This window comes from Desulfovibrio piger ATCC 29098 (assembly GCF_000156375.1).
GTDB lineage: Bacteria > Desulfobacterota > Desulfovibrionia > Desulfovibrionales > Desulfovibrionaceae > Desulfovibrio > Desulfovibrio piger.
The window spans coordinates 257,570-282,766 of sequence record NZ_DS996359.1 but is presented as its reverse complement, the minus strand read 5'-3'; the positions used below and the strand labels follow the sequence as shown (position 1 = coordinate 282,766).

Below are 25,197 nucleotides of genomic sequence, written 5' to 3'. Positions count from 1 at the left end.
CGCGCCCCGCCCATGAACGATATCCTTTCCCCCGACAGCCTGCATTCCCTGGCCCTGCTCTGGAAAGGCCTGCTCTGGCCTCTGCTGCGTCTGCTGCTGGGCCTGTGCGTGGGCCTGCTGCTGGCCAATCTGCTGGAGGCCCTGCGCTGGACGCGCCATCTGGCCCGCCTGGCCACCCCGCTGGCCCGGGCCGCCCATCTGCGCGACGTGGCGGGCGCGGCCTTCTCCCTGGCCTTCGTCTCCCCGGCAGCGGCCAACGGCCTGCTTTCCGAAAGCCACCAGAAAGGCGAGATCGACGGCCGGGAACTCATGCTGGCCAATCTGTTCAACAGCTTCCCGGCCTATCTGGTCCACACGCCCACCATCTTCCTGCTCACCTGGCCCGTGCTGGGCTGGCCCGCCGTGGTCTATGTGGGCCTGACCCTGCTGGCCGCCGTGGGCCGTACCGGCCTGACCATCGCCTTTTCCCGCCGCCTGCTGCCCGCACCGCCGCAGGGCTGCCTGGCCTGCACGACCGCCGCCGACGGCGAGACCGGCTGGCGCGCCGCCGCCCGCAAGGCCTGGAAGCGCTTCCGCCGCCGCGTGCCCAAACTGGTCTGCTTCACGGTGCCCGTCTACATCATCATGTATCTGTTGCAGCGCTACGGCCTGTTCACCGCCGCCGAGGAGTGGCTGGCCATGCACATGGAATGGCTGGCCTTCCTCAAGCCCCAGGCCATGGGCATCATCGTGCTGCATCTGGCCGCCGAGCTGGGCGCGGCCCTGGGCGCCGCAGGCAGCGTGCTCCAGACCGGCGGCCTCGAGGCCCGCGACGTGGTGCTGGCCCTGATGGTGGGCAACATATTGTCCACGCCCATGCGGGCCATCCGCCACCAGCTGCCCGCCTACGCCGGTTTCTACCGCCCGGCCCTGGCCCTGCGCCTCATCCTGGCCAACCAGGGCCTGCGCGCCGTCAGCATGGCCGTGGTCACCCTGCTGTACTGGTGGGTGGCGTTTTAGTAAGGAACAGACGAGGGGGAGAAGGAAACCGTTTTGGAAAACGGTTCTCCCTCTCCCCCTCGTGCTCCCCCTCTCCCTTCCCAAAACTTTCAGCAGGGGCAAGAGAGGAGAAAGACAGCCTGCCTTTCCTTCATACCGAGACAGGTATTGTCTGCCCTCCGGGCTCCGGAAAGACACCAGCGCGCATATGGCTCAAGGCATCGCCCGCCCGGCATTCTTTGCCATAGTGGCCGGACTGTGCCGCCAGGGGCTCTCGGTATGCCCTGTCCTTCCTGCCGTCCTTCACATCCTGCCTGCCGGAGAGCCGGATGACAGGGCGGAGTCCCCCTTCTAACGCACAAGAGAATCGCCGCGTACCTCTACGGAATGACCGGCCCCACCGTCGAACAATACCGAAAAATCCCCCTGTGGCCTGTTCAGGGTCACCTCACTGTTGGAGTCCAGACGGGCCTCTTGCAAAACAACGCCGCTGCTGTCCCGTACCACGATCCTGATACCCGTTGCCGACGAACCGTCCGAGTAACCGCCCTGGCAGGTGAACGTCCCATCAGCGTTGTCAAAACAGTTCAGCAGGGCACTGTGCGCTGCCGCAGGCGATGCCTGTGCCCCCAACAGGGCCGCTACTGCCAGAATGAAGAGAAGATTCTTCATTGTTCCTCCTCCTATGCTCGTATTATTGACATTGAATTTCTTTTTCATATAGACTTGTCAAAAAAAGAGCAAGGAGGAGGTATGCGATTTCCCCCGGTCTGCGTGGAGCATCTCCGGCACGCCTATGGAAAGCACAAGGTCTATGAAGATCTGTCGCTCTCTTTTGAGATGGGCAAGATTTACGGTCTGCTGGGCAAGAATGGCGTTGGCAAGACGACGCTGATCAAGATAATCATGGGCTTTCTCAAGCCGCTGGGCGGCAGCTGCCGTATCTTCGGGGACCCCGCCCATGCCATACGGCCCGCTACCCGGGAGAGGGTAGGCCTGCTTTTTGAGCGCCACCTTGCCTATGATTTCTTCACCATTGCCCAGGTCGAACGCTTTATGGCGGCTTTTTATCCCCGCTGGAAAGCGGAACGTTATCATGCCCTTGTGGATGTCCTGGGCCTGCCCTCCACGCATCGCATCGCCCATATGAGCGAAGGGCAGCGCTCACAGGTCGTTTTGGGGCTCATGCTGGCCCAGGATCCGGACCTGCTGGTACTGGACGACTACTCACTGGGCCTTGATGCCGGTTACCGGCGTCTCTTTGTGGACTGCCTGTGCGAATTTTTGCGTGACGGGCGGCATACGGTCATCCTTACGTCCCATGTCATCCAGGACATGGACCGATTTGTGGATGAAGCCATCTTTCTCCGGCGCGGCGGCGATGCCCTGAAACTGCCCCTTCGGGATTTCATGGACACGTTCCGCAGCTATCGCCTGCAGCACCGGGACGTTCCTGACGCCACTGCCCGTGACCGGCTGGACGCCCTGGCCTGCGGCAGGCATCCCCTGCCCGATGGTCTCATCAATGCAGAAGCCCACAGTGACCATTATGAACTGTTCGGCTTCGTCACGGCCTCCGGCATGGCCGAGGCCCTGGCCCGCACTGGCCTGTCCCTGTCCCCGGCAACCATGATCCCGACAGCCATGAACCTCGAAGATGCCTTCATCGGCTATACCGGCAGGAGGTAGCGGGATGATACTTTTGCTGCGAAGCATCTTTTTCAAGGAATTTCTCAAGACCCGCGCGGGCATGGCCCTGCTGTGCGCGGGAAATCTGGCCTTCATGACCTGGCTTTGGCTGGCCATCCGCCGTCTTTTCCTGCAGGACCATCCCGAAATCGTCTGGTACAGGGTGCTGGACCTGGGTCAGATCCCCTACGCGCCTCTGGCCTACCTTCCCCTGTGCAGCGCCCTTGTCTTCTGCTGCTTCCAGTTCCTGCCGGAAATGCGTGACGAGCGATTCCGCATCTCCCTGCATCTTCCCTGCGGCATGGCTCCCCTGATACTGGCCCATCTGCTGTTCGGGCTCCTTTTTCTGACGCTGCTCTATGGCCTCGATGCCCTCGTTCTCGTCCTCCTCTGCCATAGTGCGTTCCCTCCTGAGGCGGCCCGCCTGGCCCTGCTGACGACTGCCCCCTGGTTCCTCGCGGGCCTGTATGCCTATCTGTGCCTTGCCTTCTGCCTTCTGGAACCCCAACGCAAGGCCCGGCTCCTCGGCGTGATGCTGGCGGCGGGCATCTGCCCCCTCCTGCTTGCCCGGGCAGCTCCCGGAGCCTTCGCCCCCAGCCTGCCCTTCTTCGCAGCAGGCCTGCCTGTCCTGGCCACGGGCCTGCTGCTGCCCGCCCTGAACTACCGGCACAGGAGAATCGAATGATGCGTGCCGCAGCCCTGCTCTGCCTTACCCTAATGTCCGTTCTTATCCTGTCCTGGGGCCTGCCACAGCTCTATGACATGGCCCTGCTCAAATCGCTGGACAAAACACATGCCTTCTTCAGTCCCGTGCTGAAAAAATTCATTTATACGGAACAGGTCCACGGCGAGGACGAAAAAGCCGCCCAAAAATCCGACGGGCACCATGCCGATATCGTCTACAAGGACGAAGACGGCGGTTACCATGACCGGCTGGAATTCGAGGCGGCCCTGCCCTTCATCTATTTCCGCAATATGGAGGCCCGCGGGCTGCTCCCCGTCCGCCTTGAAGGCAGGATCCTGCAACGTGAGGATATCGAGCGCTCACGACGGGTCCTGGAACTGCCCGCACGCCAGCTTGACGGCAAGGGGCCTGCACGGGAATATCTGCCCCTGCTGGAAGCCGATCCTGGACAGGTGGCGCTGGTCTACCCGGACGACCGCTTCCGCCTGACGGCAACAGGGATGCAGTTCCTCAACGCCGACAGCAACACACCGGACCAGGGCCTGAGCAGGCGTTTTACCGACGCTCTGCTCGCGGCGGGATTCCGTTTTCCCGCCCGACATGTAGGGGGGAACTTCACCACCTTCAAGCCATATGAGGGGGGCGTCTTTCTGGTGGACGGGACAGGGGCGCTCTTCCACCTGCTGCGATACCATGACCAGCCGCGAGTGACGGCCGTGCCATTACCGTCCGGCGTCACGCCCCGCCACGTTCTGGTATCCGAAAGCCGGGAACGTCGCTGGCTGGGACTGATGCTGGATGATGAGAAGACCGTCTGGCTCATGAAGGAGCGCGGAGCCGGACTGCCGCCGGCATTGCTGCCGCTGTCCATACCGCATTACGAGCCTGACAGCATGGATTGCAAGCTCATCTTCGATCCCCTCTACCTCACGGCCGTCGTATCGGACGCGACACACCTGCATGCCGCTGTCTACAGGCTGCCGCAGGCACTGACGGACACGCCGCTTCTCCCGTTACGGACCTTTTCGCACCACATGTCCCGTGCCCAACGCGTCTGGCAGCATCACCTTGCCGACACCATCTTCCCCTTCCGCCTGACGTTCACCCATGAAGACCGGGAGTCCTTCTCGCCCGAGATCACGCTCTCTCCCCGCTGGGCTTCCCTTGCCCTGCCGTTCTGCCTGGTACTGGCCCTGCTCCATGGCCTGCGTCTCGCACGGCGGCATGAACTCACGGGCAGCCGCTGGCTTGAGGTCGGCATGGTCCTGGGGGGCGGCATCTTCAGCCTGATCCCTCTGCTGCTCCTTGACGAACGGAGCTGATGCCGGCAGGGGCCCCCTGTTCCTGAAAGGCGGGACAGCCTGGCTGTCCCGCCTTTCTTTTGCCGGCCGTAACGCCCCGTGGAAGCGTAAAGGCGGCACCTTCTATCTCCGCTTGCCGAACTGCCGGGCGCTCTGCCGCCCCGGGAGCCTGTCCGAACGGTACCGGAGAGGCAGACGGACACCGCCTTCGTCGGATGCGGCCGGGACTGCCGGACGGAACCACGGCCATAAGACGGCGCGAACGCCCTTGCGCGCATCCGGGGCATCCGTCCGCCGAGTACGTTTTCCCACCACTGCAATCTTCCGCCACGACGGCAAAAAGGCCGGAGCGGGGTCCCTGCTCCGGCCTTTTCTGAAGGAAGGTTTGCAGTCGGGGCACGGACCACCCGTACCCCTTGCGAATGAGTGCTGTGCTCGGATGAGCTACTTCATGTCGACGGCCTGTACCCAGATCACAGCATCCTGGGACAGTTCCTTGCCGTCGTGCTTCTTGTCGGGACCGACACCGAGGGCCGCGAAGCCCCACCAGCCGGCCTTGGGGATGCCGAAGGTGAAGACGCCGTTGGCATCCGTCATGATGGCCTGCGTCACCATGACGCCATTGGGATACTTGACGGAAGACTTGGCCGACAGGCCGTTCTTCTTGAGGTTCGGCTCATGGCTCATGTATTCCACTTCCACCTCGGCACCGGCCACGGGCTTGCCGTTGGAAAGCACCTGGCCCTGGAAGACATTGCCCGTCCACAGGCCGTAAGGCTTGGCCAGGGGCACGATCTCGCACGGCAGGCCCGCCGGCGTGTTCCAGTTGCCGGGGATGCCGCCCACGTTCACCAGCAGCTTGGTGATCTGCTGCATGTAGACGTCTTCTTCCTTCTCATAATAGTAGCCGGGCACCATGACGAACATGTAGTCACCCATGCTGCGCAGCTCCTTGCGCGGCACCAGGGCGGAGAAGGCCGGGGCGCTGGAGTCCGGGTTCTTCCAGGTGATCTCCTTCAACAGGGGTTTGAAGTCGATCTTTTTGGCCTCACCGTCACCGCGCTGGTGCAGGGCATAGAATTCCTTCACGCCCCCCATGTCCATCATGTGGCCGGCTTCGGCAGGGTGGGTGAAGACGATGCGGAAATCCAGATCGGCGGCTTTTTCCAGAGCGGTCTGCGGCGTATAGGCCATCATGAAATGGGCCTGGGCGGGGGCGGCAAGCAGCAGGGCGCCGGCAAGGCCCAGCGCGGCAAAGGACATTTTTTTCATAGCAACCTCGCTTATGTTTCTGTGGGACGATCCGGGCTACTGCACGATCTTCTTGCCGTCGAGCTCGATGGAATGGCCTTCACCGCCATCGAACATGACCTTGTAGTCCCCTTCGGGCTTCGGGAAGGAGACCTCGCTGTTGCTGTCCAGCTTGAGCTCCCGCAGCACGTCGCCCTTGGCGTCCTTGATCTTGATGCTCACGCCCGAAGCGGACGAGCCGTCAGAATATCCCCCCTGGCACGAAACGGTCCCGTCACCATTGTCGAAGCAGTCGAAAATGGCGCTGTGGGCAAAAGCCGCGCCGGGCAGGGCCACCGCGGCGGCCAGGGCCAGGGAAGCAAACAACCTGAACATAGATTCCTCCTCATGCACAAACAGGGTTTGGGGTTATGGACGGGCGGGGCCGGCAACGGGGCCGGGCTTTTGCTGTTCCTCCCCAGCCGGTACCAGTGCCAGGAGCAACAGCAGGACAAGGCAGAAACCGTAGTAGGCCCACATGGCTTCAAAGCCGCTCAGGCCGAGCCAGGATCCGCCTGTGAACACCAGGGTGGCCACCATAAGGCCGACGGTCATCTGGAAAAGGATGGAAAAGAGCATCCAGCGCGTGGACAGCGTCTGTGTCTTCACCATGATGGCCGCAGGCACGCACGGCGGGTAAAGAGCCATGAACAGCATGAGCGCCAGGGCATGCAGGGGCGTGAAACCGCTCACCGAGGCCATGCCTTCGCCGATGCTCATCCCGTCCAGGCCATAGATGGCGCCCAGCGTCGCGGCACTGTTCTCCTTGGCAGCCAGGGCGGAAAGCAGGGCCACGTTGATGCGCCAGGTGAAGCCAGCTCCGGCAGTGACGCTTTCCAGCGCCTTGCCGGCACGTCCCAGGAAGCTGTCCTCGAAACGTTCCTGGCGGATCTCGCGCCGCAGGGTCTTGCGTTTGCCGTCGATCTTGCGCAATTCCCCGGCCAGCAGCTTGCCGTCCTTGCCCTGGCGCAGGGCCACGGCGGCATAGACGGGGTTCTCTTCCAGGGCGGCCTGGTTGACGGCATTGGCCTCGGCCTGCGTCAGACCGCGTTTCCGCTCGCGAAGATCCTCCTGATAGAGCAGGAGCGGTACGATGTCCGCGGCCTCAAGACGCCCCTTGAACGAGGTCTTGTCCACCGCTGCCAGGAAGGCCTGCTCAAGGGCCTTCTGCTGCCCCTCATAATGGGCGAGCCGTTCGGCCGGCAGATCGGGAAAATTGATGAGGGCGAAGATGATGACGGCCACGGCCACCACAACGGAACCGATCTTGCGCAGGAACATCCAGATGCGGTCCACGGTCTGGCGGATGACCCCGTAGACCGACGGCATGTGGTAGATGGGCAGCTCGATGATGAACGGGGCGGGGTTGTGCCCGCGCAGCAGGGTCAGGGAAAGGATCTTGGCCACGATGAGGCCCATGAGCAGCGTCACCGTCCCGATGAAGAACATGGCCCAGCCCGCGTGGCTGCTGAAAAAGGCCCCCACCAGCAGCAGATACAGCGGGACTTTGGCCAGACAGTTCATCATGGGCACGATGAGGATGGTGGCCATCCTGGCCCGCTCATCGGGGATGGCACGCGTGGCGATGACGCCGGGGATGGCGCAACCGCCCACATAGACACCGCCGAGGATCAGGGGCAGCGTGGACTGGCCGTGCAGGCCGAAACGGTGGAAGATCCTGTCGAGGATGAAGGCGATGCGCGCCATGTAGCCGGAATCCTCAAGGATGGCCACCAGGGCGAACATGATGACGAAGATGGGCAGGTAGTTCAGCACTGCCGTGATGCTTTTGACGATCCACAACCCCAGCGCCGTCAGGACGGGATCTTCCAGAAAGCCCTGCTGCGGCAGGACGGCGGCGGCCCAGACCTCCAGCTTGCCCCAGACCGGCCAGACCTGGGCGGCCAGATAATTGCCCAGCGTGACGGAGGCCTGGTAAAAAACGAACAGTATCCCCAGCAGGATGAGCGGGCCCCAGAAACGGTGGCAGAGGACGGCATCCACCTTTTCCGTCACCGAGGTGACGAACTCCAGGCGTTCCGAGCAGCGTGCCGCGATGTCCCGCGCCTGGGCGAAACGGGCATGGGCGATGCTCCTGACCATATCCTCACCGTGCCGCGTCGCCCAGGACTCGCGGCATTGGCGGATCAGGGCGGCGATGCGGCCATCTTCCGTATCCACGGAAGCGAGCAGCCCCTCGGCAAGGCTGTCCTGCTCCAGCAGCTTGATGGCAAACCAGCGGGAAGGATAGCCCTTGACCCCTTGCCGGGGCAGCAGGCGTGTGATTTCCCGGATATCCGTTTCCAGCTCGCCGTAATCGACGATCTCCGCGCTGCCGGAACGGCCGTGACGCGCGGTGATGGCGCTGTACAATTCCTGCTTCCCGATCCCCTTGCTGGCCTGGGCCCGGATGACCGGGATGCCCAGCGCCCGGGAAAGGGCATCGGCATCCACCCGTATCCCCCGCTTCGCCGCCACGTCCATCATGTTCAGCACGGCCAGGGTGGGCCGACGCATCTCCAGAAGCTGCAGGCAAAGATACAGGCTTTTTTCCAGCGTCGAGGCATCGAGCACCGCCACGATCTGTGCCGGATCCTCTTCCACGATGAACTGCCGGGCGGCCATCTCCTCCGGCGACCAGGAAGCCAGGCTGTACGTCCCGGGCAGGTCCACCAGCTCGACGCGAGTGTCGCCGCACACGAAACTTCCCGCCTTTTTCTCGACGGTCACACCGGGGTAATTGGCCACATACTGGCGGGCGCCGGTGAGCATGTTGAAGATGGTCGATTTGCCGCAATTGGGCTGCCCGGCCAGAACGGTAAGGATCTGTTCCATGACTTGGCTCCTTACCTTGCCGGGCACGGAGAGCAGGAATCCAGCTCTATATGCCTGGCCTCACCCCTGCGAAGTGCCACATGATAGGATCCGATCTGCACGTGGATAGGATCCTGGAGTGGTGCACGCCTTACAAACAGAAAGCAGATACCCGGACAAAATCCCATGTCACTGAGACGTTGCCCCAGCATACCTTTTGCCGTGACCCGTTTTACCGTGCACCGGGACATGGAGTGGACGTCGTCAAGAGTCATACAAGATCCTCCTCAGCGGCAGGTAGGCCCCGCACAACTCAAGTATATGATGAAAATGAAATTCAATGTCAATATGGCCACGAGAGAAAAATTTATGATTTGATTATAACATAGTGTATTTATTTATTTTTTTATTCCACTGTCCGCAAGGCTGATTCCTGATTCCTCGAAAACTGCAAAAAGATCCGCTGCCTTGCAGGATCCCTGACGCCCAGCGCATGCCCGGCACATGGACAAGACGGACAGAACAACGTATGTATGCTGAGCTTTCCTGTCCCCGGCCCCGCGTCTTTCCCGGAGATCCATCCCGGGAGGGCCGCCCCGCCGCCCGGGACGTCACTGCAGAACGGGCTTTGCCGGTGCGGCCGCGAGGTCCCGGCAACAGGCCCCGAAGGAACTAGCCATGAGCGAGACTCCCCGCCACATCCACTGCGTCAAACCCGAACACACCGGCGCGCGCGTCACCGTACGCCTCCAGCCCGAGGACCACTGGCTCTCCATCCCCCGCCCCAAGACCTCCCGCCAGCTGCTGACGGCCCTGGGGCTGGCCGAAGAATGCGCCCTGGTGGCCCGCGACGGCGAACTGCTCACCCCCGACCGCCAGATCTGGCCCAACGACGAACTGCTGGTCCGCAAAGTCGCCAGCGTGGGCTAAATCCCCGCGGAGGCCGGTCATGCCCGCGCGTGGAGACATCTTCGCCTACGTCAGGGAAAAGTTCGGTACGGAACCGGAATACCCCTGGACCCGGTATCCGCACTACGCGGTCCTGCGGCACCGGCAGGGACGGAAGTGGTACGGCCTGATCATGGACGTGCCCGGGAACAGGCTGGGCCTGGACGGGGACGGACCGGTGGAGATCATCAACCTGAAGTCCGATGGCGTCCTGGATCTGCTCATCAGCGGCACGCCGGGCATCCTGCCCGCCTATCATATGGATAAAAGGCACTGGGTCTCCATCCTTCTGGACGGGGGCATCACCCCCGGAGAGCTGTTCGCGCTCATCGACGAGAGCCACGCCCTGACCGGCGGCGGGCGTACCGGCCCCCTCCGTGGCCGGATGCCCCTCGCGTGATGACTTTCGGGGACGGGGCCGGGCCGGGGAAGCCCTGCCCTTCCCGCCCCTCATATCGACATTTGACCCGTTGCATGGTACTTGCGGCAGATGTTCGATTTTGCATTCAACGCACAGCGCTTCGCTGTCTACCTGATCCCCACCCTGCTCGGCATCATCATGCATGAAGTGGCCCACGGCTGGATGGCCTCCCGCAGGGGCGACCAGACCGCCCGCTTCATGGGCCGCCTGACCCTCAATCCCGTCTCGCATTTCGACGCCCTGGGCGCGGCCGTGTTCCTGCTCACCAGCCTGGGCACGGGCTTCATCTTCGGCTGGGCCAAGCCGGTGCCGGTCAACGTGCGCAACCTGCGCGACCCCGCCCGCGACATGATGTGGGTGGCCCTGGCCGGGCCCGTGACCAACTTCCTGCTGGCCATCGGCTTTGCCCTTGCCCTGGGCGCCGTGGTGGCCATGCTGCCCAGCCCCGACATCTCGGACACCACGCGCTATTTCCTGCTCATGCTGGTGGCCGGGGTGAACATCAACCTCTGCCTTGCCTGGATCAACCTGCTGCCCATCCCGCCGCTGGACGGCAGCAAGATCGTGGCCTATTTCCTGCCGCCGCGCGCCGCCTGGGCCTATATGAGCGCCGGGCGCTACGGCTTCATCATCCTGGTGCTCCTGCTGGCCACGGGCCTGTTGGGGCACATCCTCGGGCCTCTCATCGGCGGGGGCAGCGATCTGCTGCTTTCGCTTGTCGGTATCAAGTAAGTAACGGAACTTCTAAAGGAATCTTGAAATGAGCACTGTTCGTCCGCGTACGGTTTCGGGCATGCGTCCCACCGGGCCGCTCCATCTGGGTCACTACTTCGGCGTCCTCAAGAACTGGGTGGGACTCCAGCACACCGAGGAAGCCTACTTCTTCGTGGCCGACTGGCACGCCCTGACCAGCGATTATGCCGACCCCTCCAACATCGCCACCAACGTGGAAGAGATGGTCAAGGACTGGGTGGCCGCCGGGCTGGATCCCGAAAAGTGCGTCATCTTCCGCCAGAGCGCGGTCAAGGAACACGCCGAGCTGAGCCTGCTGCTCTCCATGATCACCCCTGTCTCCTGGCTGGAACGCAACCCCACCTACAAGGAACAGCAGCAGCAGATCACCAACAAGGACCTGGGCAACGCGGGCTTCCTCTGCTACCCCGTGCTCATGGCCGCGGACATCCTCATGTACCGCCCCCACGGCGTGCCCGTGGGTGAAGACCAGCTGCCCCACATGGAGCTGACCCGCGAGATCGCCCGCCGCTTCAACTACCTTTACGGCGGCAACTTCTTCCCCGAGCCGCAGGCCATGCTCACCCCCGCTGCCAAGTGCCCCGGCCTGGACGGCCGCAAGATGTCCAAGAGCTACAACAACGGCATCTTCCTGCGTGACACCATGGCCGACATCGAGCCCAAGGTGCGCGGCATGTTCACCGACCCGGCCCGCCTGCGCAAGAGCGATCCCGGCAACCCGGACGTCTGCAACCTCTTCCCCTACCATGTGCTGCTGGCCAGCCCCGAAGAGCAGGCCGAGATCCGCACCGGCTGTACCGGCGCCAGCTTCGGCTGTGTGGAATGCAAGAAGCGCTTCCTGAAAAACCTGGAAGCCTTCCTGGCTCCCCTGCAGGAACGCCGCGCCGCCCTGTCGGCCCGTCCCGGTGCCGTGGCCGAGATCCTGGCCGCCGGCAACGAACGCGCCCGTGCCTTCGCCTCCGCCACGCTGGCCGAAGTGCGCGCCAAGATGGGGCTGTAAACGCCTTGAAATGGGTAGGTATTGATTACGGCCTGGCCCGCACGGGCCTGGCCGCCACCGACCCGGAAGGCATCATGGCCTATCCGCTGACCACCATCCGCCTGGCCGACTACGCCAACCGCAAGGAGTTCCTGGCGGCGCTGGCCGGGCGGATCCTCGAGGAGCGCCCCGATGCCGTGGTCATGGGCCTGCCCCTGCTCACCGACGGCACCGAGAGCATGACCACCCGGCAGGTGCGCAACGTCACCGAGCGCCTCAAGCGCCGCGTGCCCCTGCCCTTCTACTTCATGTCCGAGCTGCTCAGCTCCGAGGCCGCCGAGCGCGAACTGCGCGAGGTGGGCCGCACGGGCCGCCGCTGCAAGGCCGTGCTGGACCAGCAGGCCGCCGTGCGCATCCTGGAGTCCTTCCTTTCCCTCAGCCCTGACCAGCGGAGACCGGCATGAAGACCGCACTGCGCATCGTGGCTGTCCTTGTCCTGCTGGCGGCGGCCGCTGCCGGCTGGGTCGGATACGAGGCCTGGACCTTCCTCAAGACGCCCCCGGCCACACCGGGGCAGGAGGCCTTTTTCGACGTGGAGCCCGGCGCCAGCGTGCGCCGTGTGGCCGACAAACTGGAAGAGCGCGGGCTCATCACCGATGCGCGCAAGTTCCTGCTGCTGGCCCGCTACAAAAAATGGGACAGCCGCCTGCAGGCCGGACGCTTTGCCCTCAATACGGGCTGGCTGCCGGAACAGGTGCTGGATACCCTGGTCAACGGCCAGCCGGTGCTGTTCCGTGTCACCGTGCCCGAGGGCCTGACCTGGTGGCAGACCGCCAAGGTGCTGGAAGACGCCGGGCTGGTGCGCTTCGAGGATTTCCGGGCCGTCATCACGGACCCGGCCTTTTTGCGTCACTACGGCATCCCCTTCGATTCGGCCGAGGGCTTCCTCATGCCGGACACCTATCTGCTCAAAAAGGCCGACGTGCCCGACAAGGCCCAGGCCCGTGCCGTGGCCGGCCGCATGGTGGACAACTTCTGGCGCAAGGGCGACGCCCTCTGGCCCGACGGCAAACGGCCGTCCCGTGACGAGCTGCGCCGTCTGGTGATCCTGGCCTCCGTGGTGGAGAAGGAGACCGCCTTTGCCGACGAGCGACCGCGCGTGGCCGGCGTCTATGCCAACCGCCTGCGCATCAACATGGCGCTCCAGGCCGACCCCACGGTCATCTACGGGCTGGGGCCCAACTTTGACGGCAACCTGCGCCGCCGCCATCTGGACGACGCCAACAACATCTACAACACCTACCAGCGTCCCGGTCTGCCGCCCGGCCCCATCTGCTCGTTCGGCGCCAGCGCCCTGGCCGCGGCCATCACGCCCGAAGAGCACAAGTACCTCTATTTCGTGGCCATCACCGATGGCGGCCGCCACGCTTTTTCCACCAACCTTGACGATCATAACCGCGCCGTGCGCCAGTACCTCAAGAACCGTCGCGCCCAGCGCCAGCAATAACAGGAAGGCAGGTCATGAAGTATTTGATCATGGAAGATTTTTCCGGCCAGCCCGTGCCCTTCATCTTTCCCCGCCGCGTGGACCACGCCGACATGCGCGACCAGCTCCCCTACGGGCAGGTCATCTCCGCCGGTGTGGTGGAACACGGCCCCGAGGGCTTCGTCTGCCACGGCGGCAACGCCGAACTCAATGTCAAAGCCCGGCCGGAGGAAGACGCGGCCATCATCACCGAGGCACTGCGCGTTCGGTAAGGCCATATCTGCGAAGGACGGGGAGGAATCTTTGAGGGGGGAACCCCTCATCTCTGCTGTCGATGCCCGTAGCTTCCTGCGTCGCAACGGGCACGGCCCTGCGGGCCGCCATCCGGTCGCTGCTAGCGCGAGAGGGGTTCCCCCCTCAAACTCCCCCTTCCCCAGCGCGCTTTCATGACAGGACATCCCTCCAGCGCATTGGAGGGCATATCCCCGTCAAAAACAAACGCGCCTGCGAGAATTTGTCTCGCGGGCGCGTTTTATTTTTTCCGAAGAAAATATCCTCCCCCCCTTTATCAGGGCGCCGGGGAAGGCCTTCGTGTACCGGCAGCGACCGGGACCAAAAGGCCGTACCCGTTGCACGATGCAGAAAGCTGCGGGCATCGGCAGCAGGAATGGGGAGCCCCTCCCAAAAACATCATCTCAGCGGTCAAAAAAGCCGCTGACCGCCCCTTCCACCATCCCGGCCCCGCCAAAGCCATGGGCATCCAGCACCCGCATCACCTGCGGGCGCAGGCCGTCAGGCAGCACGGCCGCCTGCAGGACGGGCTCCGGCGTCAGGCGCAGGCGAAAATCCCCCAGCCCGGACAAGGCCGCCAGATCGGCCTCAGTAGCGGCCAGACGGGCCAGCAAGGCCGGTTCGGGATGCATGCCGTAGGCCAGACGGGTCAGCAGACAGGGCCGGGCGGCCTGCTGCGGATCGTCCAGGCCCCAGGACGCGCCCAGATCGCGCAGCTCCTGTTTGCGGAGCCCGGCCAGCGCCAGGGGCGAGAGCACGCCCGCCTCGCGCACGGCCCGCTGTCCGGGCCGGAAGGCAGTCAGATCGTCGGCGTTGCTGCCGTCACAAAGGATGCGGCAGCTGCCCACGGCGGCCAGTGCCTCACGCAGACGGCGCATGAGGGCCCGCTTGCAGGCATAACAGCGCTCCCGGCTGTTCACCGCCACTTCGGGAAGGGATAGGGGATCGTGCCGCACTTCCAGCAGGGGCAGCCCCTGCGCCCGGGCCCAGCGCCGCGCCGCCGCACTCTCGGCCTGCGGCACATGCGGCCCCGTGGCGTGCAGGGCCAGCACGTCGCAGCCCGCACGCCGCAGGGAAAAACAGAGGAAACGGCTGTCCAGCCCGCCGGAAAAGGCCACGGCCAGAGGCCAGGGCCGCAGCACGGGCAGCAGGGCCTGCCAGCGGGCTTCGGGAGCTACCACATCAGGCGGACCTTGGCGCCCTTTTCGGCCATGACTTCCTTGCACTGGCGGATGGTGTACTGCCCGTAGTGTACGATGGAAGCGATGAGCGCCGCCGAGGCGCCGCCCTTGCTCACGGCATCGTACATATGCTCGGGCGCGCCCGCGCCGCCGGAAGCGATGACCGGGATGGACACGGCGTCCACGATGGCCCGGGTCAGGGTCAGCTCGTAGCCGTCACGGGTGCCGTCGGCGTCGATGGAGTTGACGCAGAGCTCGCCCGCACCCAGCTCCTGGCATTGGCGCGCCCATTCGATGGCGTCGATGCCCATGCGACGGCGGCCGCCCTGGATGACGATCTCGTAGCCGGAGGGGATGCTCTCGCTCACGGGCACGCGCAGCACGTCCATGCCCACCACGATGGCCTGCGAGCCGAAGGCCGCCGCGCCGTCGGCCACCAGGTCGGGATTGCGCACGGCCGCGGAGTTGATGGAGACCTTTTCGGCCCCGGCATTGAGCACGGCGCGCATGTCGGCCACGGACGAGATGCCGCCGCCCACGCTGAAGGGGATGAAGATCTGCGAGGCCACGCGCTCCACCACGTCCAGGAAGATGCCACGTTCCTCGGCCGAGGCCGTGATGTCGTAAAAGACGATCTCGTCCGCGCCTTCCTCATAGTAGCGGCGGGCGCTCTCCACGGGGTCGCCGATGTCCACGTTGCCCTGGAATTTGATGCCCTTGGTCAGGCGGCCGGCGCGCACGTCCAGGCAGGGGATGACTCGTTTGCTAAGCATGGCGCACCTCGTCGCAGTAATCGTAGAAATTGCGCAGCACGGTCAGGCCGGGGCGGCCGCTCTTTTCCAGATGGCACTGCACGGCCCACAGGCCGTCGCGGCCGTAGACCGAGCAGAACTCCTTCCCGTAGACCGTGGTGGCCATGACCAGTTCGGGAGCGGGCTCCACATAGTAGCTGTGGACGAAATAGAATTCAGCACCGGGTTCGATGCCGTGCAGCAGCCGGCCCGGGCGCACCACATCGAGGCTGTTCCAGCCCATGTGTGGCACAGGGGCGGGGCTGCCGTCCTCTTCCTTCATATGATCGGGGAAACGCACGCAGCGGCCGGGCACGATGCCCAGGGTGCGCACGTCGTTCTCTTCGCTGTGTTCCAGCAGGATCTGGCAGCCCAGGCAGATGCCCAGCAGGGGCTGGCCTTCGGCCACGGCACGGCGCAGCACGCTGTCCAGACCGGCGGAGGTCAGGGCCTCCATGGCCTGCCCGGCGGCGCCCACACCGGGAAAGATGATGCCCTGGGCCTGCTCCAGTTCCGCAGGATCGGCAGTGATGCGGCAGGGGATGCCCAAATGTTCCAGCGCGCGACGCACGCTGGTCTGGTTGCCTGCCTTGTATTCGAGGATGGCGAGCATGAAGAAATCCTTTGCTGCACGGTGATGGGAAAGCCTGAAATATACGCGTTTCGTCCGTCACAGGCAATGCACCCCGGGGACCACGCTGCGTGACCGGGCCGCAGGCCCGGCCCTGCGGGGCCGGAGAGCCACCGCATGCCCCATTCAATCACTATTATGTATAAAATAGTGATTTAAATACTCCTAAAAATCACGTTTATTTTATTTCTTTATTTTCTATATGTTAGAAAACAAATAAAACGTGACAAAAATATCCATATCAGTTTACTCTGCCTTTACCCCGTCGCACAACCTGTGGAGGTGGTCCATGTACTTCCCCGTTTCCGGTATCGAGTGTCACCCCCTGGTACCCGTCCTGGCGGCCATGGGCATCTCGTTCGTCACGTCCATGGGTGGCCTGTCGGGAGCCTTCCTGCTCCTCCCCTTCCAGATGAGCTTCCTGGGCTACACCAGCCCCGGCGTCAGCGCCACCAACCATCTTTTCAACGTGCTGGCCTGTCCCGGAGGCATCATGCGCTACGCCCGCGAGGGGCGCCTGCTCTGGCCGCTGGCCCTGACCGTGGCCGTGGGCACCCTGCCCGGCATCGTGCTGGGTTCGCTGATCCGCGTCTACTGGCTGCCGGACGAGAGCCGTTTCAAGGTCTTTGCCGGTCTGCTGCTGCTCTGGATCTTCTGGCGCATGTTCCGCGACCTGCGCAGACCCGCCGCGCCCGCCCGCAAGGGCGGCGGCATGGCCCGGACCCATGTGGAGCGCTGGGACCGTTCCCGTCTGGTCTTCACGTTCGGTGAGGCACGGTATTCCGTCAGCTGCCCGCGCCTGGCGGCCCTCAGCCTGGGCATCGGTCTGGCAGGCGGCATCTACGGCATCGGCGGCGGCGCCATCCTTTCCCCCTTCCTGGTCAGTATCTTCGGCCTGCCCGTCCACGCCATCGCCGGGGCCCTGCTGCTGGGCACCTTCCTGGCCTCGCTGGCCGGGGTGCTGGGCTATGGCTTCCTGGGCCTGTTCTCCTCGCTGGACGGCATCGGCGCCGATCCCCTGCTGGGCCTGCTGCTGGGCCTGGGCGGGCTCATGGGCAGCTATCTGGGGGCGCGCTGCCAGCGCTTCGTGCCCGCGCGTCGCATCAAGTGGGGACTGGCCCTGATCCTGCTCTTCACGTCCCTGCGCTATCTGTGGCAGGGCCTCTAGCGGCCCGCGACGCCCGGCCCGGGAACCTGAAGGGACAGGGGAAGGACGGCCTCCAAGCCTCCGGCACCCGTTTTCCCTTGCCCTGCCGCGTGAAAAAAGCCATCCTTCCGCAGTCGGGACATGATGCCCCTGATCGGATGCCGCCGCATCCGGAAGCGGCACGTCCCGTCCTACCGGCAGGCAGGGGCGCCTTGCGCCCTTCCGTCCCCACAACGTGCCAGCCCGGGGAGGCCCCACCGGGGCCGTCCCCCATCGAAGGAACGTCATGAACCCCTCTGCTTCCCTGCCCATCGGCATCTTTGATTCCGGCATGGGCGGCCTGACCGTGCTCAAAGCCATCTCCGGCCGCCTGCCCGGCGAGAACCTGCTCTATCTTGGTGATACGGCCCGCCTGCCCTACGGCACCAAAAGCCGTGACACCATCATCCGCTACACGCTCAAGGCTGCGGGCCGTCTGGTGGACGAGGGCGTCAAGATGCTGGTGGTGGCCTGCAACACCGCCACTTCCGCCGCCCTGCCGGAACTGCGCGAACACTTCGCGCCCCTGCCCGTCCTCGGGGTCGTGCGCCCCGGTGCCGAGGCCGCCGTGGCCGCCAGCCGCAACAAGCGCATCGTGGTCATCGCCACCGAGGCCACCATCGCCGGCGGCGCCTACCAGCAGGCCATCGCCTCCCTGTGCCCCGAGGCCCGCGTCCAGGGCAGGGCCTGCACCCTTTTCGTGCCCCTGGCCGAGGAAGGCTGGATGGACGGCCCCATCGTCGAGGGCATCGCCAGCCGCTATCTGGGCGACCTGTTCTCCCCGGAGCGTCCCGACAGGCCCGATACCCTGGTGCTGGGCTGCACGCACTTCCCCCTGTTCCGGGAGGCCCTGCGCCATGTGGTGGGCGAGGACGTGCGCATCGTGGATTCGGCCGAGACGGCCGCCGTGGCCGTGGAGGACCGCCTGCGCGAGCTGGACCTGCTGCGCCGGGAAGACGCCCCCGGTACCCACCGCTTCATGACCACGGACAACGTGCTGCGCTTCATCCGTACCGGCAGCCTTTTCCTGGGGCACCCGCTCAAGAGCGCCGAAGTCAGCCTGGTGGATCTTTCCTGACCACCCGCGGATGCATCATGGCGGGCGCTCCGCCCGCAGGGGATGCGAAGCGCGTCCCCCCAAAGGTGCTGATGCCCGGAAAACTTTGATATATGGGCATTTTCCATTGACACGGGCCAAGCCCATAACGTATGGATGCCCTGTCTGGCCTACAGATTGAAACCCGAAACTCTTTTTTTGGAGTATAACTATGACCAAAGCTGAGCTTGTTGAAAAGATCCATGCCAAGGCCGGCCTGCCCACCAAAGCCAAGGCCGAAGAAGCCCTCGACGCCGTCGTGGCTGCGCTGCGCGAAGCCCTTGCTTCCGGCGAATCCGTGACCTTCACCGGTTTCGGCAGCTTCAAGGTGGTTGAGCGCGCCGCCCGCAAGGGTCGCAATCCCCGCACCGGCAAGGAGATCACCATCCCTGCCAGCAAGGTTGCCAAGTTCACCCCCGGCAAGGGTCTGAAGGACGCCATCAAGTAGTATTTCGCTCAGCGGATCCGGCGGCGTCCTCTTCTGGGGGCGCCGCTTTTTTTATGGTCCGGCGGGCCCGTCGGCAGCTTTCCCTTTACGCTCCGGGGCCCAAAATGCTATATGCTTCTGGCTGTTCTGACGGGCAGGCCCTGTGCCGCGGCCCGGCAGCCCGCAGACGAAACACCGTCCCCGGCCATGATCGCCGCCCGCAGGGTGGCTGCAGGTGACGGCGCGGTCTGCTCCGCACGGAGGGGTGGCAGAGTGGTTGATTGCGGCGGTCTTGAAAACCGCTGAAGGTTCACGCCTTCCGGGGGTTCAAATCCCTCCCCCTCCGCCAAACTATAGTTCGTCAAAGTTCGTAGAAGTCCGCAAAGCCTTGAGCTGAGCGGACTTTCTTCGTTTTTGATGTCCGTTGAAGTCCGCCAAAGTTCATAGACAGCCGCAAAAAGAGGGGGTACTTTCGGGGGTATCTGAAAAAAACATACCCCCTTGAAGTCAGGAGTACCCCCAATGCCCAAGAAGCTGACGGATACCGCCATCAGGACGGCGAAGCCCAAGGAAAAGCCCTACAAGATGGCGGACAGCGGCGGGCTGTATGTGCTGGTCAATCCAGGCGGCGGCAAGCTCTGGCGCCTCAAGTACCGCTTTGAGGGGAAGGAACGTCTTTTTGCCATCGGCACCTATCCTGCCGTTTCCCTCAAGGAGGCGCGGGCCAGGGCTGTCACGGCAAAGGAAATGATCGCCCGTGGCGTGGACCCGTGCGCCGCACGCAAGGCCGCCAAGGCGGAAGCCATCGCCAGGAGCCGTACCTTTGAAGTGGTGGCGCGGGAATGGCACAAGAAGAAGCTGGCGGGCTGGACGCCCAACCATGCCCGGCAGATTATCCGGCGGCTGGAGACCCTGGCCTTTCCTGATCTTGGCAGCAGGCCCATTGCCGAGCTTGGCGCGCCTGACTTCCTGGCTGTGCTGGGCAAGGTGGAGCGGCAAGGCCACCTGGAGACAGCCCGCCGCCTTGCCCAGATATGCGGACAGGTGACGCGCTACGCACGCCTTGCCGGGATGATCGTCGCCGATCCGGCAAGCCATCTGACCGAAGCCCTGACCACAAAGCCGGTGCGCCTCCATGCCGCCATCACCGAACCGCGGGAGATAGGCGCCCTGCTCCGGGCCATAGATGACTATCCGGGGGACGTGTCCGTCTCCTTCGCCCTGAAGATCATGCCGTATGTCTTTGTCCGCTCCAGCGAGCTGCGGCGGGCCACCTGGGCGGAAATCGACCTGGACAGGGCGGAATGGCTGATACCTGCCGAACGCATGAAGATGCGGCGGCCCCACCTTGTCCCGCTTGCCCGGCAAGTGGTGGGGATGTTCCGCGCCCTACACGCCATCACCGGCAACAGGGAGCTTGTCTTTCCCGGCACGGCTTCCGTCACGCGCTGCATATCTGATGTTGGCCTGCTCAACGCCCTGCGCCGCCTTGGCTACGGCAGGGATGAAATGACCGTCCACGGCTTCCGCAGCATGGCCTCTACCCGGCTGAATGAAATGGGCTACCGCCCTGACGTGATCGAGGCACAGCTTGCCCATGCCGAAAGGAACAGCGTGCGGGATGCCTACAACCGCGCCCAGTATGTGGAAGAGCGCCGCCGCATGATGCAGGAGTGGGCCGACTATCTGGACAGCTTGCGGGACGGTGAAGGGGATAACGAAGAATGAGCCCCTCACCATGCCGAAAAACGCGGTTACAATGGTTACACCGGTTACAGCCTACAGCCACAAGGATTTGTGGCGTAACCACTTTCCGAATGCATTGGTTACAGCGGTTACAAGCCCCTGCCCCTGCCGGAATGCTTCCCCTACCTAGCCCGCTTTTGACGTGTTACTCGTGTTACTCGTGTTACGGCCCTACAGCCACAAGGCTTTACAGGTAACACGAACGGTAACACGAACGTGTTCCGTAACACGAAGGAAGGTGTAAAGGTGTAAGCGATTGCCCCCAATTGGGACCTCAAGCCCCTACCCTTGCCGGTGAATTGCCTCTTGACCTTATAAGCCAATGACTTACAATAGAACCATGAACACACCACCTATGACCGTTATTGAAACCCCCGCCTTTTTGCGCAGGGCCAAGGGGATTCTCTCCGAAGCGGAGCGGGCCGATTTGGTGGCCTACCTGGCCGAACATCCCGACAGTGGAAAGGTCATGGAAGGCACGGGCGGCGTTCGCAAGCTGCGATGGGCAAGAGAAGGAGAAGGCAAGAGCGGCGGCTACAGGGTGATCTACTACTTTCATTCCGAGCGCATTCCCCTGTTTGCCCTGCTGATATACGGGAAGAACGAAAAAGCGAATCTGACGCAAGCCGAAAAGAATGATATGCGCCGACTGACGGCGCTGCTTGCAGCATATGGGAGACAAAAGCCATGAGCACGATAGGACAAGAAATCATTGCCGGTCTGACTGAAGCTGTAGGCTACATGGACGGGACGGCAGACAGGGCGCAATACGGCGTACATGACTTTCCCCCGGCCAGTGCTCCCGAACGGGTGGACGTGAAGGCCATCCGGCAAAAGCTTGGCCTTTCTCAAGCCGTCTTTGCCGCTGCCTTTGGTCTGTCCCTCTATACCCTGCGCAACTGGGAACAGGGCAGACGGCAGCCCGATCCGGCGGCACGGGCCTATCTGCGTGTTATCGAGGTCGCCCCGGACGTGGTGCGGCGGGCGCTGTGTGAGGCATGACCGCACGGCCCGGAAGCCCATCCCTCGGCATGTGTGGCTGGCCTGTCTTGGATGGGAAGCGGCGGGATGCAAGGACGGCCTGCCCCTCTCCTTGCCGGAAAAGGTGGCCTGAGTTGCTGCCAGGGGTGTGCATCCGATGCACCCCCTTCTATTGCCCGGCAAAGGATCTGCGCAATATGCAGCCCCCTGGGCACTGCGCCCAACTTTGGGCTGAGCGCCAACCAAACCAGATCTGGGGGCGTTGGCTATGCTCCGGGCATTGCTTGCGGGATGCTCCGGCATTGTGGGGGCATAGTCCGATTATGGCCCTGAGCTGAAATATCAGCGCAGCAGCCTTGAGGACAACCAGCTGAAAATTCAGCGCGTTAAATGTAACCCCCTGGAATCTTCGGCCGCCTCAAATCTGAGGGCGTCGGATTCGGTCGGCCCAAATTGGGCGCGCCGCCCGTAAGCTGCTGGCATCTTCGTAGAACCCAAATGTGGGGGCTACGGCAGGCCGCTGCGGTGATGGGCCGTAGCTGGAACGATTGGACTTTTCCCCGGCTAGGCGTGGACAATCCTGCCTTTGCCACCCTGCCGGTTAACCAACAAGAGAGCAGCAAGGGAGACGATATGCAGCTATCCCCTGAAGAATCCCGAAAAGCTATAGAACGAATCAGAAAATACGGAGGGTTTCCCCCGACAAATATTTCTTCTCGGCTGTCGAGCTGGAAGAATTTTATGGACTTCCCATACTCATGCTATGGGAATGCATGTCAAAAACTGATGAGTGGAGTTTAAGAATTCCGCCAAATACAGACTGTAAAATAATATACAAGCGCCCATTCACCAAAGAGACAGGCGCTTACCTCATCCGCTGCAAAGATTTTGAAAGAAAGCTCATCAAAGACGTTGGGCTGCCGGCCTATGCAATTGAAACGCATATCAAGATTTGCCACCAGGGGAATTGCCCTGTAGCCGTTGAGACCACGGAAGACCGTATTGCCGATCTGGAAGGTCAGCTTGCCGCTCTGAAAGCGGAACTTGAGCAGGCCCGGCAAGAGAATGCCGTCTTGCAAGCGGAGCTAGAGAATACCAAGGCGGAACTGGAGAAGGTCCGGCAGGGTGAAGGCCAGTGTTTGGAGTGGTACGGCCTGATTGCCGTGGTGGAACAGAGCCGGAAGGAGGGCAAGACCCCCCAAGAGACGGCGGCCTGTTTGAAAGAGCGCGGGGCCTCCTGGGCAATGATCGGCGGCCTGATGCATCCTCAAGGGGATATCAAAGACTGGCAGCAGTACGGCAAGGATCTGTTCAACGGCAGCACCAAGACCTTGCCGTGGTAGGCCTTACCCCACCTTGCCGGGCAAAATACCATACCTCACAGACGAAAATACCACGCCTTACCCCGCTTGCTTACCACACCGCACGGTGCGCTAACCTCCTTGCAAATTCATCAACCTGCAAGGAGGTTTTTTCATGCCCGCTACTGTCCAAAAGCCTTCCGCCCCTGTCCTGCCGGAAACCGGGTTTCTGCGCCTGGCCGATGTGCTGAAGCTCGTGCCCGTCTGCAAGACAGCCTGGTACAACGGCGTACGCTCCGGGGATTTCCCCCAGCCCGTGGCCCTGGGCAAGCGTGCCCGCGGCTATCGTGTGGAAGATGTGCGCGCCCTGATCGACCGTCTCAATGCCGGTGAGGGGGCTGTCAATGCGTAATAAAAAAGCCCCCAGCTTGGCGGCGGTGGGGGCAGGTAAAAAAGGCGGCAAGGTGAGGGATCTTGCTTGCCCTTATTCTGCCACACCGCCCCGCTCCTCGCAATCCGAATGCTGCTCCTGCTGCCAGTTTTTCCGTATTGTGGCCCTGGCCTCCGGCCATGATCGCAAGCTCTGCATGATGACCGGCGAAAAGCTCCGTACCGCCGCCGGGTGGTGTGACCTGTTCGCGCCCGGCAAGTGGGAAGAGACCTGGGCCGATCCTGCACCGGCCCCCCGTCAAAGCTGGCTCTGCCGTGTCTGTAGGCATGGCATCGTGCCGTCCTTCCGGGCCGCCATCATCGGCCTTGTGGGATGCCGTTCCCATTACCTGCCGGACGGTCGCGGCTGGCCTGTCCTCTGCCCCGGCTTCAAGGTGAAGGAGGGCTGCCATGCTGCGTAGCAATACCGCTGGATCTTTGCGGCCCTTGACGCGCGCCCTGGCTTTGGGCATGGTTGAGTTCCCAAACTTTGCGAGGCGTAGCAAGCGCCTTTCCAGCATCCCCAATGCCGGAAGAAGTCTTGCCGCGCAGACTGCTTTTGCTGTCAATGCTCCTGCCGGACGTATGCCCGGCGGGCTGCTTGCACATATTGGCAGGGTTGTAACGTCCAGTATCCGTGAGGACTGGCGGCTTCGCAAAGGCCGGGGAGCGTTATACCCTGCCTTTTTTGTTTTCCCCAAACTTTGCGAGGCCCCCATGCATTCCATCCCCCTTTTCCGCCCCGCGTCCTGCGGTGGCCGTGCGTCCCTGTCCTTCCTTCTTCGCAAGCTGGCCCGTGCCGGTGAAACTGCCGCCCTTGTGGCCCTGCTGGGCACGTCGCTGTCCACGTCGGCCCGTGTGCGCTGGGCCATGCTCGGCAACGTCCTGACCGTGGAGGAGGTGCGCCATGCTGCGTAGTTCCCTTCTCCGGCATGAAATGAGCCGCCCCCTTGCCGGTGGCCGCCCCTTGACTTTTGCGGGCCTCTGTGGCCTTCTGGTGGCCCCAAATCTCACAAGGCGTCACACGCGCCTTTCCAGCATCCCCAATGCCGGAAGAAGTCGTGTCACACAGACTGCTTTTGCTGTTGGAGCTCCTGCCGGACGTATGCCCGGCGGGCTGCTTTCGCATATTGGCAGGGTTGTAACGTCCGGTATCCGTGAGGACCGGCGGCTATGTGAGAGCCGGGGAGCGTTACGCCCTGCCTTTTTTGTTTTCCATCATCCCCAATCTCACGAGGCCCCCATGATTCCTTTCATCCCCGCCGCCCTGCGGCACACCGTCGCGGCCCTTCCCTGCAACCTCATTCCTGCCGGGGAGGTGCGCCATGCGTAACGCTGATGTCGTTCTGCTGACTGAATCCCAGATTGCCGCCATCAATGCTGCCCTTCACGTCGCCGCTGCGGAGAATCCTTGCGGACAAGAACCGGCGGCCCGCTATGAGGCGCTGCTGCAAGACCTGCTGGCGGACTGGGGAGAGGAATCCCTGCATGATCTGCCCGGATTCAGTTTTCGGCATGTGTTGAACTGGTGCGCTCAACAGTCCTTGCCGGATGAGCGGGGCAAGCTGGAGCGCCACGCACAAGCCGCCCTGGATGACCTGAAAGCGGCGGCCCATGCCCTTCATGAGTACCGGGACGCCCTGCGTGGTGTGCGGGCCGTGGCCGGTGAACTGCTGCCCCTGCTCCGTGACCGTCTGTCCCTGCCGGGCAATGCGGACGGCCTGCTGGTAGATATGCTGGACGGTGAACTTGCCGCCCTGGATCGCGAGCTAGTGGCGACCAGCGACCGGGGG

Annotated in this window: 30 protein-coding genes and 1 tRNA gene; 23 read left to right on the top strand and 8 right to left on the bottom strand. The window is 63.4% G+C overall.

Annotated features, from left to right (window positions below):
• Positions 1-12: 12 nt before the first annotated feature.
• Complete coding sequence (locus DESPIG_RS07915) at positions 13-999, top strand: hypothetical protein (protein WP_006007211.1); 987 nt, start codon at positions 13-15, stop codon at positions 997-999.
• A 330-nt stretch (positions 1,000-1,329) separates the two neighbouring features.
• Here DESPIG_RS07915 and DESPIG_RS07910 read toward each other — a convergent pair whose 3' ends face one another.
• Positions 1,330-1,650: a hypothetical protein gene (locus DESPIG_RS07910; protein ID WP_006007205.1), complete on the bottom strand. Its 321-nt coding sequence runs from the start codon at positions 1,648-1,650 to the stop codon at positions 1,330-1,332.
• Positions 1,651-1,731: 81 nt separating this feature from the next.
• Between DESPIG_RS07910 and DESPIG_RS07905 the strand changes: the two genes are divergently transcribed.
• The 3 genes from DESPIG_RS07905 to DESPIG_RS07895 are packed head-to-tail and all read left to right on the top strand — an operon-like array spanning position 1,732 to position 4,674.
• The gene (locus tag DESPIG_RS07905) at positions 1,732-2,667 is read left to right on the top strand and encodes an ABC transporter ATP-binding protein (protein WP_006007204.1); all 936 of its coding nucleotides are present in this window, start codon (positions 1,732-1,734) and stop codon (positions 2,665-2,667) included.
• A 4-nt stretch (positions 2,668-2,671) separates the two neighbouring features.
• On the top strand, positions 2,672-3,352 hold the full coding sequence (locus DESPIG_RS07900) for a hypothetical protein (protein ID WP_006007202.1): 681 nt from the start codon (positions 2,672-2,674) through the stop codon (positions 3,350-3,352).
• Complete coding sequence (locus DESPIG_RS07895; protein ID WP_006007200.1) at positions 3,349-4,674, top strand: DUF4857 domain-containing protein; 1,326 nt, start codon at positions 3,349-3,351, stop codon at positions 4,672-4,674. The genes DESPIG_RS07900 and DESPIG_RS07895 overlap by 4 nt, the downstream gene beginning before the upstream one ends.
• A 423-nt stretch (positions 4,675-5,097) precedes the next feature.
• On the opposite strand, the gene DESPIG_RS07890 is transcribed toward DESPIG_RS07895, so the two are convergent.
• The 4 genes from DESPIG_RS07890 to DESPIG_RS13315 are packed head-to-tail and all read right to left on the bottom strand — an operon-like array spanning position 5,098 to position 9,032.
• Complete coding sequence (locus DESPIG_RS07890) at positions 5,098-5,925, bottom strand: DUF4198 domain-containing protein (RefSeq protein ID WP_006007198.1); 828 nt, start codon at positions 5,923-5,925, stop codon at positions 5,098-5,100.
• Between the two features lie 36 nt (positions 5,926-5,961).
• A complete protein-coding gene (locus DESPIG_RS07885) occupies positions 5,962-6,279 on the bottom strand; it encodes a hypothetical protein (protein WP_006007196.1) in 318 nt (105 codons plus the stop codon).
• Positions 6,280-6,312: 33 nt separating this feature from the next.
• Positions 6,313-8,778, bottom strand: coding sequence for a ferrous iron transport protein B (gene feoB / locus DESPIG_RS07880; RefSeq protein ID WP_006007194.1), 2,466 nt, complete (start codon positions 8,776-8,778; stop codon positions 6,313-6,315).
• An 11-nt stretch (positions 8,779-8,789) separates the two neighbouring features.
• The gene (locus tag DESPIG_RS13315; RefSeq protein ID WP_081446856.1) at positions 8,790-9,032 is read right to left on the bottom strand and encodes a FeoA family protein; all 243 of its coding nucleotides are present in this window, start codon (positions 9,030-9,032) and stop codon (positions 8,790-8,792) included.
• 403 nt (positions 9,033-9,435) lie between these two features.
• On the opposite strand from DESPIG_RS13315, the gene DESPIG_RS07875 reads away from it, so the two are divergent.
• The 7 genes from DESPIG_RS07875 (at position 9,436) to DESPIG_RS07845 (ending at position 13,616) form a co-directional block, all read left to right on the top strand.
• The gene (locus DESPIG_RS07875; RefSeq protein ID WP_050760298.1) at positions 9,436-9,687 is read left to right on the top strand and encodes a ubiquitin family protein; all 252 of its coding nucleotides are present in this window, start codon (positions 9,436-9,438) and stop codon (positions 9,685-9,687) included.
• 19 nt (positions 9,688-9,706) lie between these two features.
• Positions 9,707-10,105: an MmcQ/YjbR family DNA-binding protein gene (locus tag DESPIG_RS07870; RefSeq protein ID WP_006007186.1), complete on the top strand. Its 399-nt coding sequence runs from the start codon at positions 9,707-9,709 to the stop codon at positions 10,103-10,105.
• A gap of 90 nt (positions 10,106-10,195) precedes the next feature.
• A complete protein-coding gene (locus tag DESPIG_RS07865) occupies positions 10,196-10,858 on the top strand; it encodes a site-2 protease family protein (RefSeq protein ID WP_006007184.1) in 663 nt (220 codons plus the stop codon).
• Positions 10,859-10,886: 28 nt separating this feature from the next.
• Positions 10,887-11,879 (top strand): tryptophan--tRNA ligase, encoded by a 993-nt coding sequence (trpS, locus tag DESPIG_RS07860; protein WP_040369702.1) that lies wholly within the window; start codon positions 10,887-10,889, stop codon positions 11,877-11,879.
• A 5-nt stretch (positions 11,880-11,884) separates the two neighbouring features.
• Entirely contained in the window at positions 11,885-12,322 is a 438-nt protein-coding gene (gene ruvX, locus DESPIG_RS07855) for a Holliday junction resolvase RuvX (RefSeq protein ID WP_006007180.1), read from the top strand.
• Positions 12,319-13,365, top strand: a complete 1,047-nt coding sequence (gene mltG / locus DESPIG_RS07850; protein ID WP_006007178.1) for an endolytic transglycosylase MltG — start codon at positions 12,319-12,321, stop codon at positions 13,363-13,365. Before ruvX ends, mltG begins: the two co-directional genes overlap by 4 nt.
• A gap of 14 nt (positions 13,366-13,379) precedes the next feature.
• The gene (locus DESPIG_RS07845; RefSeq protein ID WP_006007176.1) at positions 13,380-13,616 is read left to right on the top strand and encodes a hypothetical protein; all 237 of its coding nucleotides are present in this window, start codon (positions 13,380-13,382) and stop codon (positions 13,614-13,616) included.
• A gap of 423 nt (positions 13,617-14,039) precedes the next feature.
• Here DESPIG_RS07845 and larE read toward each other — a convergent pair whose 3' ends face one another.
• From larE to hisH, 3 genes are read right to left on the bottom strand one after another with little or no spacing between them, the layout of a single operon-like run.
• Positions 14,040-14,816, bottom strand: a complete 777-nt coding sequence (larE, locus tag DESPIG_RS07840; RefSeq protein ID WP_006007172.1) for an ATP-dependent sacrificial sulfur transferase LarE — start codon at positions 14,814-14,816, stop codon at positions 14,040-14,042.
• A complete protein-coding gene (gene hisF / locus DESPIG_RS07835) occupies positions 14,810-15,589 on the bottom strand; it encodes an imidazole glycerol phosphate synthase subunit HisF (RefSeq protein ID WP_006007169.1) in 780 nt (259 codons plus the stop codon). The genes larE and hisF overlap by 7 nt, the downstream gene beginning before the upstream one ends.
• Positions 15,582-16,220, bottom strand: coding sequence for an imidazole glycerol phosphate synthase subunit HisH (hisH, locus tag DESPIG_RS07830; protein WP_006007168.1), 639 nt, complete (start codon positions 16,218-16,220; stop codon positions 15,582-15,584). Before hisH ends, hisF begins: the two co-directional genes overlap by 8 nt.
• 307 nt (positions 16,221-16,527) lie before the next feature.
• Here hisH and DESPIG_RS07825 point away from each other — a divergent pair, with 307 nt between their 5' ends.
• The 12 genes from DESPIG_RS07825 to DESPIG_RS14095 all read left to right on the top strand — a co-directional run.
• Complete coding sequence (locus DESPIG_RS07825; protein ID WP_006007166.1) at positions 16,528-17,406, top strand: sulfite exporter TauE/SafE family protein; 879 nt, start codon at positions 16,528-16,530, stop codon at positions 17,404-17,406.
• A 265-nt stretch (positions 17,407-17,671) separates the two neighbouring features.
• On the top strand, positions 17,672-18,502 hold the full coding sequence (murI, locus tag DESPIG_RS07820) for a glutamate racemase (protein ID WP_006007162.1): 831 nt from the start codon (positions 17,672-17,674) through the stop codon (positions 18,500-18,502).
• A 190-nt stretch (positions 18,503-18,692) separates the two neighbouring features.
• Positions 18,693-18,968 (top strand): HU family DNA-binding protein, encoded by a 276-nt coding sequence (locus tag DESPIG_RS07815; RefSeq protein ID WP_006007160.1) that lies wholly within the window; start codon positions 18,693-18,695, stop codon positions 18,966-18,968.
• Positions 18,969-19,206: 238 nt separating this feature from the next.
• Positions 19,207-19,296: transfer RNA gene (locus DESPIG_RS07810), tRNA-Ser, on the top strand.
• 173 nt (positions 19,297-19,469) lie between these two features.
• On the top strand, positions 19,470-20,675 hold the full coding sequence (locus tag DESPIG_RS07805; protein ID WP_006007159.1) for a tyrosine-type recombinase/integrase: 1,206 nt from the start codon (positions 19,470-19,472) through the stop codon (positions 20,673-20,675).
• 373 nt (positions 20,676-21,048) lie between these two features.
• On the top strand, positions 21,049-21,384 hold the full coding sequence (locus DESPIG_RS14250; protein ID WP_006007157.1) for a type II toxin-antitoxin system RelE/ParE family toxin: 336 nt from the start codon (positions 21,049-21,051) through the stop codon (positions 21,382-21,384).
• The gene (locus DESPIG_RS07795) at positions 21,381-21,695 is read left to right on the top strand and encodes a helix-turn-helix domain-containing protein (RefSeq protein ID WP_006007155.1); all 315 of its coding nucleotides are present in this window, start codon (positions 21,381-21,383) and stop codon (positions 21,693-21,695) included. Before DESPIG_RS14250 ends, DESPIG_RS07795 begins: the two co-directional genes overlap by 4 nt.
• A 752-nt stretch (positions 21,696-22,447) precedes the next feature.
• Positions 22,448-23,017: a coiled-coil domain-containing protein gene (locus DESPIG_RS07790; RefSeq protein ID WP_147588999.1), complete on the top strand. Its 570-nt coding sequence runs from the start codon at positions 22,448-22,450 to the stop codon at positions 23,015-23,017.
• Between the two features lie 133 nt (positions 23,018-23,150).
• A complete protein-coding gene (locus DESPIG_RS07785; RefSeq protein WP_050760297.1) occupies positions 23,151-23,387 on the top strand; it encodes a helix-turn-helix transcriptional regulator in 237 nt (78 codons plus the stop codon).
• 175 nt (positions 23,388-23,562) lie between these two features.
• Positions 23,563-23,826, top strand: coding sequence for a hypothetical protein (locus DESPIG_RS07780; protein WP_006007144.1), 264 nt, complete (start codon positions 23,563-23,565; stop codon positions 23,824-23,826).
• Between the two features lie 295 nt (positions 23,827-24,121).
• Positions 24,122-24,322, top strand: a complete 201-nt coding sequence (locus DESPIG_RS07775; RefSeq protein ID WP_040369698.1) for a hypothetical protein — start codon at positions 24,122-24,124, stop codon at positions 24,320-24,322.
• A 407-nt stretch (positions 24,323-24,729) separates the two neighbouring features.
• Positions 24,730-25,197, top strand: a 468-nt coding sequence (locus DESPIG_RS14095; protein WP_006007138.1) for a hypothetical protein, incomplete at its 3' end; no start/stop codon positions are given.